Origin of the sequence: Candidatus Phytoplasma oryzae (genome assembly GCF_003263355.1) — a bacterium.
Taxonomy (GTDB): Bacteria; Bacillota_I; Bacilli_A; order Acholeplasmatales; family Acholeplasmataceae; genus Phytoplasma; species Phytoplasma oryzae_B.
The window spans coordinates 138,952-146,381 of record NZ_JHUK01000001.1; the positions used below are offsets into that span (position 1 = coordinate 138,952).

Sequence of the window (7,430 nt, forward strand, 5' to 3'; positions counted from 1 at the left end):
TTTTGTTTTAATATTTTTTTATTTTTTTTTATATACAAATGATAAAATATGTAATATATAATATATAGATGATTGGAAAAATAATTAAAAAATAATGATGATTATCATATAATAAAGAAAACTTTTACTTTTTTTATATATTTTTAATTTTTTTTAGTTTTATTAGTTATTAAGAAAATAAATTTATAAATTTAGGATTAAATTAAATAAAAATATGATAATTAAAACAAAATATGATTTTCGATTAATAGAAATAAGTAGACATAAAAAATGGTTAGATAAAAAATATTTTCAAAAAGAGATAAATTGTGATCCACCAACAAAAACTTTTACAGTACTTTTGCCGCCTCCTAATATTACCGGTAAACTTCATTTAGGACATGCTTGGAATAATGTTTTACAAGATATTATTATAAGAAGAAAAAGAATGATGAACTTTGATGTTTTATTTTTGCCTGGCATGGATCATGCAGGAATAGCTACTCAAAAAAAAATTAAAGAGCAATTAAAAGAAAAAGGTTTTAAGGAAAAAGAAATTACAAGAGATCTTTTTTTAAAATATGTTTTTACTTGGAAAGAAGAATACTCAAAAAAAATTCGTAATCAATGGAAAATGTTAGGATTATCTTTAAATTATGAATATGAAAAATTTACTCTAGATAAATCATTAAGTGATATAGTAGAAAAAGTTTTTATAAAATTATATAAAAAAAAAATGATTTATCAAGATTATAAGATTATTAATTGGGATATTCAAATGAAAACTACTTTGTCCAATATTGAAGTTAAATATCAGAAGATTTCAGATAAACTTTTTTACTTAAAATATTTTTTAGTTGATAATAATAATAATATAACGAATAATTTTGTTGAAGTAGCGACAACAAGGCCTGAAACAATATTTGTGGATCAAGCTTTAATGGTAAATCCTAAAGATTCCAGATATCAAGGGATAGTGGGGAAAAAAGTTATAGTTCCTATTTCCGGACAAATAATTAAAATTATAAGTGATAATTTTGTTGATATTCAATTTGGTACTGGAATATTAAAAGTAACTCCTGCTCATGATGAAAATGATTTTAAATTAGGTAAAAAATATTTTTTGAATATTATTTCTTGTATTAAACCAGATGGTAAAATGGATGAAAGTGTAGTATCTTCAGAATATGGTAATATCAATTTTTTAGAATGTCGTCAAAAGATAGTTCATAAATTAAAAGAATCTGGTTTTTTAGTTAAAATGGAAAATTATGATCATTTAGTAGGTTTTTCTATTATTTCAGGATCAAGAGTAGAACCGATTTTATCTTTACAATGGTTTTTAAAAACTAAAGAAACTGCGCTTTTGGTTTTAAAAAAAAATAAAATTAATTTTTTTCCCAAACATTTTAAAAAGGTTTTTGAAAATTGGTTAACTAATTTGGAAGATTGGTGTATATCTCGTCAGTTATGGTGGGGGCATCCTATCCCTGTTTGGTATAAAAATGGAAAAATTAAAAAAGTTCAAAAAGAAAGCCCTGGACCTGATTTTAAGAAAGATCCAGATGTTTTAGATACTTGGTTTTCTTCTTCTTTATGGCCTTTAAGTACTTTAAATTGGTCTGATAAAAATAATAATTCTATTTTTTTTAAAAAACATTTTCCCACAGATCTTTTAGTCACTGGTTATGATATTTTAACTTTTTGGGTTTCAAGAATGGTTTTACAGAGTATTTGTTTAACTAAAAAAATACCTTTTAAAAATGTTTTATTGCATGGTTTAGTTAAAGATTCTAAAGGCCAAAAAATGTCTAAATCTAAAGGTAATGGTATTAATCCTATAGAAATTATGAATAAATATGGCACAGATTCTTTAAGATGGTTTTTAGTTAGTAATTCCTCTTTAGGATCTGATTTGTTTTATAATGAAAAAAAAATAATTTCTAGCTGGAATTTTATAAATAAGTTATTCAACATTAGTTGTTTTATTAAAAAAAATGTTACTTCATTTGATACAAATTTTAAAAAAGATTTTTTATTATTACATGAAAAATTTTTATTAACTCAATTATCTAAATTAATCAAAAAAGTAAATTTATTTTTTGAAAAATTTGAATTTAGTATTATAGGTAATATTTTAAATAATTTTATTTGGGAAGATTTATCTAATTGGTTTTTAGAATTTTTTAAATTAATAGAAAAAAAATCTAATTTTTATTTAAATTCACAAAAATTTTTGATGTATATTTTTAAAAATATTTTGCAATTATTACACCCTTTTATACCTTTTTTAACAGATAAAATTTATAATGATTTTTTCGATAATAAATCTATTTTGATTAGTAAATGGCCTAATATTTCTTTTATTGATACCCAATCTACTAATAATTTTCAAATTTTAAAACAAATTATTGTAAAATTTCGTTTTTTTAGACAATTTTATAGTATTTCTAAAAATACCTTATTTAAAATATATATAAAAACTTCTAAAAATAATTTAAAAGAATTAGAGCCTTTAAAAGATATATTGAAAAGTTTTTTAGGAGTTTCTGAAATTAAATTAGAAAAAAAAATAAAGAATGATGAGTATTATTTTTTATTTGTTGAAAAAAACATATTTGTTTTTATTGAAAAAGAATTTTTTTCTAAAATTAACGATAATAAAAAAAAGCAAGATTTTATACAACAAAAAGAATTTCTTTTGAAAGAAATTGAAAGAAGTAAAAATATTTTAAATAATCCATTATTTTTAAAAAAAGCTAAAAAAAATAAAATTTACGAAGAAAAAAAAAAATATAAAGAATATTTAAATAAATATGAAAAGTTAATAATGGAAAATAATATTTTTGAATTATCAAAAAAATAAAAAATAATTTTTATTTGATAAATTAAACTTATTTTTTCTAAATTAGGAAAAGAGAATTTTTTGATATGTTTTTCAATAAAAATATTTTTTATGTTAATTTTAAAAGTGTTATGAATCCAAAAGCTAATATAATTTTTACACATGGTTTAGGCGAAAATACTCAAGATTATGTTCATTTGGCTAATTTTTTTAATTCTTTAAGTTATAATATTTTATTATATGATGTAAGAGGCCATGGAAAAAGTAGTGGTAAAAAAGGAGATATTAAAAATTTTCATGTTTTTTTAGATGATTTAAAATATCTCGTTGATTTTGTAAAAAAGAAAAATAATTTAAAAATTTTTTTAATTGGTCATAGTATGGGTGGTATCATTGTTAATAATTATTTGGTAAAATATGGTAATGTAGACGGGGCTATTATCAGTTCTACTCCTGTTTTATTTTATAAAAAAAATAAATTTTTAAAATATCCTTTTTATTTTTTTAATTTTTTTAAAAAAAAGTTGAATTTTAATTCTTCTAAAATTACTTATATTCCGATAAAAAAAGGTTTTTATCCTTATCGATTAGATTTTGTTACTCCACGTTTATTAAGGAATTTGCTTTTTTTGAGTTTAATATATTTAGAAAAAAAAATTAATTTTTATTTAACAACTGTTTTGTTTTTATATAGTTTGAAAGATGAAATAGTTTTTTCAGAAAATATTAACGTTTTTTTTGATAAAATTATGTCCAAAGATAAATCTTTATATTTTTATGAAAAAAGCTATCATAATTTATTTCATGATATTGAAAAAGATAAAATTTTTCAAGATATATTTTTATGGTTAGAAAAAAAAATTTAAACCTTTATTTAATATTAATAAGTTAATTTTATTATTGAATCAAATTTTTCAAATTTTATTTTTTATTTTTTTATTTTGATATTTAATTTTTCAAAATTTATAATTGAATTTTTATATTTATTTTTTTTAAAAAAAGAGGCAAAATTAGAAAAAAATATGAATAAAAAAGAAATTTTAAAAATTAGTCATTTATCCACAAAAGAAGTTTTAAAATATTTAAAATCTCATTTAAAAGGTTTATCTTCAGATGAAGTAAAAAAAAGACAACAATTATATGGTTTTAATTTAATTAAACAAAATAATAATTCTAGTGTCATTAAGAAATTTATTAAACAATTTACTTCTATTTTTGCTATTTTATTATGGTTATCTGGTTTTTTAGCTTTGTTAATTAAAGAGTATCCTGTTGGAATAGCAATAATTTCAGTTGTGATCGTTAATGGTATATTTTCTTTTTTACAAGAAAGAAAAGCAGATAAAATTTTATCTTTTTTGAATAATATGATTCCGAAAAAAATTCAAGTTTATAGAGACAATAAAATAGAAATCATTAATACGACAGATTTAACTATTGGTGATGTTATTTTTTTAGATATAGGAATAACTGTACCAGCAGATGCAAGGATTATCGAAGATAATAATTTTTTTATAGATAATTCTATGTTATCTGGAGAAAGTGTTCCTTTAAATAGAAACTCTAAACCTAATATTGAAAAAAAGCAAATTATTTCCGAAATTCCTAATTTAGTTTATGCAGGAACTACAGTTTCTCAAGGAAGTGCTAAAGCAGTTATTTATTCTATAGGTGAAAATACTCAAATAGGAGAAGTTTCTTTTTTAGCACATAATATTAATAAAGGAGTAAATACTTTAGAAAAAAAAATTCATAATTTTACTAAAAATATTAGTATTATCGCTTTATGTTTATCTTTAATTGTTTTTATTGTTTGTTTTTGGCGTTATTATTATGGATCATATAAAAATAATTCTTTTTCCGTTTTAAAAGATGTTTTAAAACCGTCTATTATTGTTTCTTTAGGAATGTTAGTAGCAAATATTCCTGAAGGTTTATTACCCACTATTAATTTAAGTTTAGCTATTGGTTCTCAAAGAATGGCAAAACAAAAAGCTTTAATTAAAAAGTTGTTTTCAGTAGAAACTTTAAATTCTGTTACGGTAATTTGCACCGATAAAACAGGAACTTTAACAGAAAATCAATTAACTTGTCGAAAAATATTATTTCCTGGTGGTTTTGTTGATATTAGTGGAAATGGTTTTCAAAAAAAAGGAATATTTAAAAATTTTAATAAAAAAAATCATAATAAAATTTTAAATAAAATATTTATTGCTTCGATAATTTGTTCAGAAGCTAATTTAGTAGATGATCCGAATTTCAAAGACTCTCATAAGATAATAGGGAATCCTACTGAAGGATCAATACTTATCGCTGCTGTTAAATATGGTTTAAATATACAAAAAGTGAGAAATAATTTTAGTATAGAAAAAATAATTCCTTTTTCTTCTGAAACTAAAAAAATGGACGTATATGCTAAGAATATATTTCAAGAAAAATATTATGATATTAATGATCAATATTTATTTATAAAAGGTGCTCCTAGTGTTATTTTGAAAGATTGTTATTTTCAATATAAAAATGAAAAAGTTATACCTTTCACTCAAGAAGAAAAAAAATTTTTTATTGAAAAAAATGAAGAATTATCTCATCAAGGTTATCGTATTTTAGCTATTACTTATAAAAAAATAGAACAAAAAAAACATAATGATAAAAATAATATGGTTTTTTTAGCTTTTTTTGTTCATTATGATCCTCCAAAAATAGAAGTACGTAATTCAGTTAAACTTTTATTAAAAGCTGGATTAAAAATTACTGTTATTACTGGTGATTATGGTCCTACAGCTATTTCTATAGGAAAAAAAGTAGGAATTATTAAAGATAAATTTTTAAATATAGATGGAACAGAATTAGAAGAAATGAATCAGCACAAATTACAAAATATTCTAAAAACTAAATTACCTATATTTTTTTCTAGAACTACCCCTAAACATAAGTTAAGAATTGTAGAAGCTTATAGATCGAATCAAGAAATAGTAGGGGTTATTGGTGATGGTGTTAATGATATTTTAGCTATGAAAGCTTCTCATATTGGAATTTCTATGGGAAAAACTGGTAAAGATGTAGCAAGAAATTCTTCTGATATGATTTTATTAGATGATAATTTTTCTACTATTCCTAAAGCAGTTTTAGAAGCTAGAGGTATTTATTCTAATATTAAAAAATTTATGTTTTATGTTTTAAGTTCTAATGTGCCTCAATTTTTTCCTATTATTTTGATGGCTTTTTTTCGTATACCTCTTTATTTAAATGTTATGCAAATATTAGCTATAGATTTGATTACAGATTTATTACCTGCTATAGCTTTAGGAGGAGAAGAGCCTGAATCTAACTTATTAGAACAAACACCTATTAAAGAAAAAGATAATTTACTAGATACTAAATTATTAAAAAGAAGTTATGGTTTTTTAGGATTAATAGAAGGAATTTTAGCTTTGATATTTTTTTTATTACATGGTGGATTATGTTTTTTTAATCAAAAAATATCTTTAAAAGAAATATCCCTAAATGAACATTTTTTATTCGCTTCTACTATGGCTTTTGGCGCTGTTATTTTTTCTCAAATAGGTAATGTTTTTGCTTGCCGTTCTGAAAAACTTTATTTTTGGCAAACTTGGAATAAAAAAAATAAACTTTTATATATTGGTGTTTTTAGTGAATTGATTTTATTTATTTTAATTTCACAAAATGTTATTTTTTTAAATAATTTTTTTGGTACAGTAAAAATAGGTTTTTTTAATTATTTATCATTGAGTTTATGTATATTTTTAATGTTACTTTTTGACACTATTTTTAAATTTTGTAATAATAATAAAAAAATAAATGAAAAATAATTTAACAAAAAAATTTTTTAAAATTTTTTTGTTAATTTGTTAATAATTATAATATTTTAATATTTCAAAAAAAGAGAGATAATAAATTGAAACTTATTGTAGGATTAGGTAATCCAGAAAAAAAATATAAATATACACCTCATAACATAGGTTTTTTGATGATAGATTATTTTTTAGAAAAATTAAAAAAAAATAATATTTTTTTATTAAAAAAAAAAAAAAATGTTTTTTCATATTTTTTTGAAGTGGATAAACAAAAAATATTATTATTCAAACCTCAGTTATATATGAATTTATCTGGTATAGAAATTAAAAAAATTATTTCTTTGTATCAAATAAATATACAAGATATATTTGTCTTAAGTGATGATATTTATTTGTCTCTAGGTAAATTTAAATTAAAAAAAAAAAGTGGTCATGGAGGTCATAATGGAATAAAAAATATTATAGAAAATTTAAATACAAATAATTTTATAAGATTAAAAATAGGTGTTGGTTATAATTCTAAAACCAAAATAGAAGAATATGTTTTGCAACCTTTGGATAATGAAAAAATAAAAACAATTATGATCAATTTTGATTTTTTTTCAAATATTTTAATTAATTTTATAAGAGGAATATCATTTGAAAAATTAATCAATATTTCTAGAGAAAAATTTTAATTTTTTTTCAACAAAATAATAAGAATTATAACAAAAATTAGTAATAATATTGAAAATATTTTTTTTGTATGATATAATTAATTGTAACTTTATTTTGGGTAAATTTAATTT

General features: G+C 20.3%; 4 protein-coding genes. All 4 read left to right on the forward strand.

The annotated features are described in order from the left end of the window. Window positions 1-214: 214 nt before the first annotated feature. The 4 genes from DH96_RS00595 (at window position 215) to pth (ending at window position 7,319) form a co-directional block, all read left to right on the forward strand. Window positions 215-2,845 carry a valine--tRNA ligase gene (locus tag DH96_RS00595; RefSeq protein WP_320408832.1) on the forward strand — a complete coding sequence of 877 codons (2,631 nt, stop codon included), beginning with the start codon at window positions 215-217 and terminating at the stop codon, window positions 2,843-2,845. A gap of 65 nt (window positions 2,846-2,910) precedes the next feature. Beyond that, on the forward strand, window positions 2,911-3,690 hold the full coding sequence (locus tag DH96_RS00605) for an alpha/beta hydrolase (protein ID WP_066540433.1): 780 nt from the start codon (window positions 2,911-2,913) through the stop codon (window positions 3,688-3,690). Window positions 3,691-3,846: 156 nt separating this feature from the next. Further along, window positions 3,847-6,657: a cation-translocating P-type ATPase gene (locus tag DH96_RS00610; protein ID WP_066540453.1), complete on the forward strand. Its 2,811-nt coding sequence runs from the start codon at window positions 3,847-3,849 to the stop codon at window positions 6,655-6,657. A gap of 86 nt (window positions 6,658-6,743) precedes the next feature. After that, complete coding sequence (gene pth, locus DH96_RS00615; RefSeq protein ID WP_066540431.1) at window positions 6,744-7,319, forward strand: aminoacyl-tRNA hydrolase; 576 nt, start codon at window positions 6,744-6,746, stop codon at window positions 7,317-7,319. The last annotated feature ends 111 nt before the right edge of the window (window positions 7,320-7,430 follow it).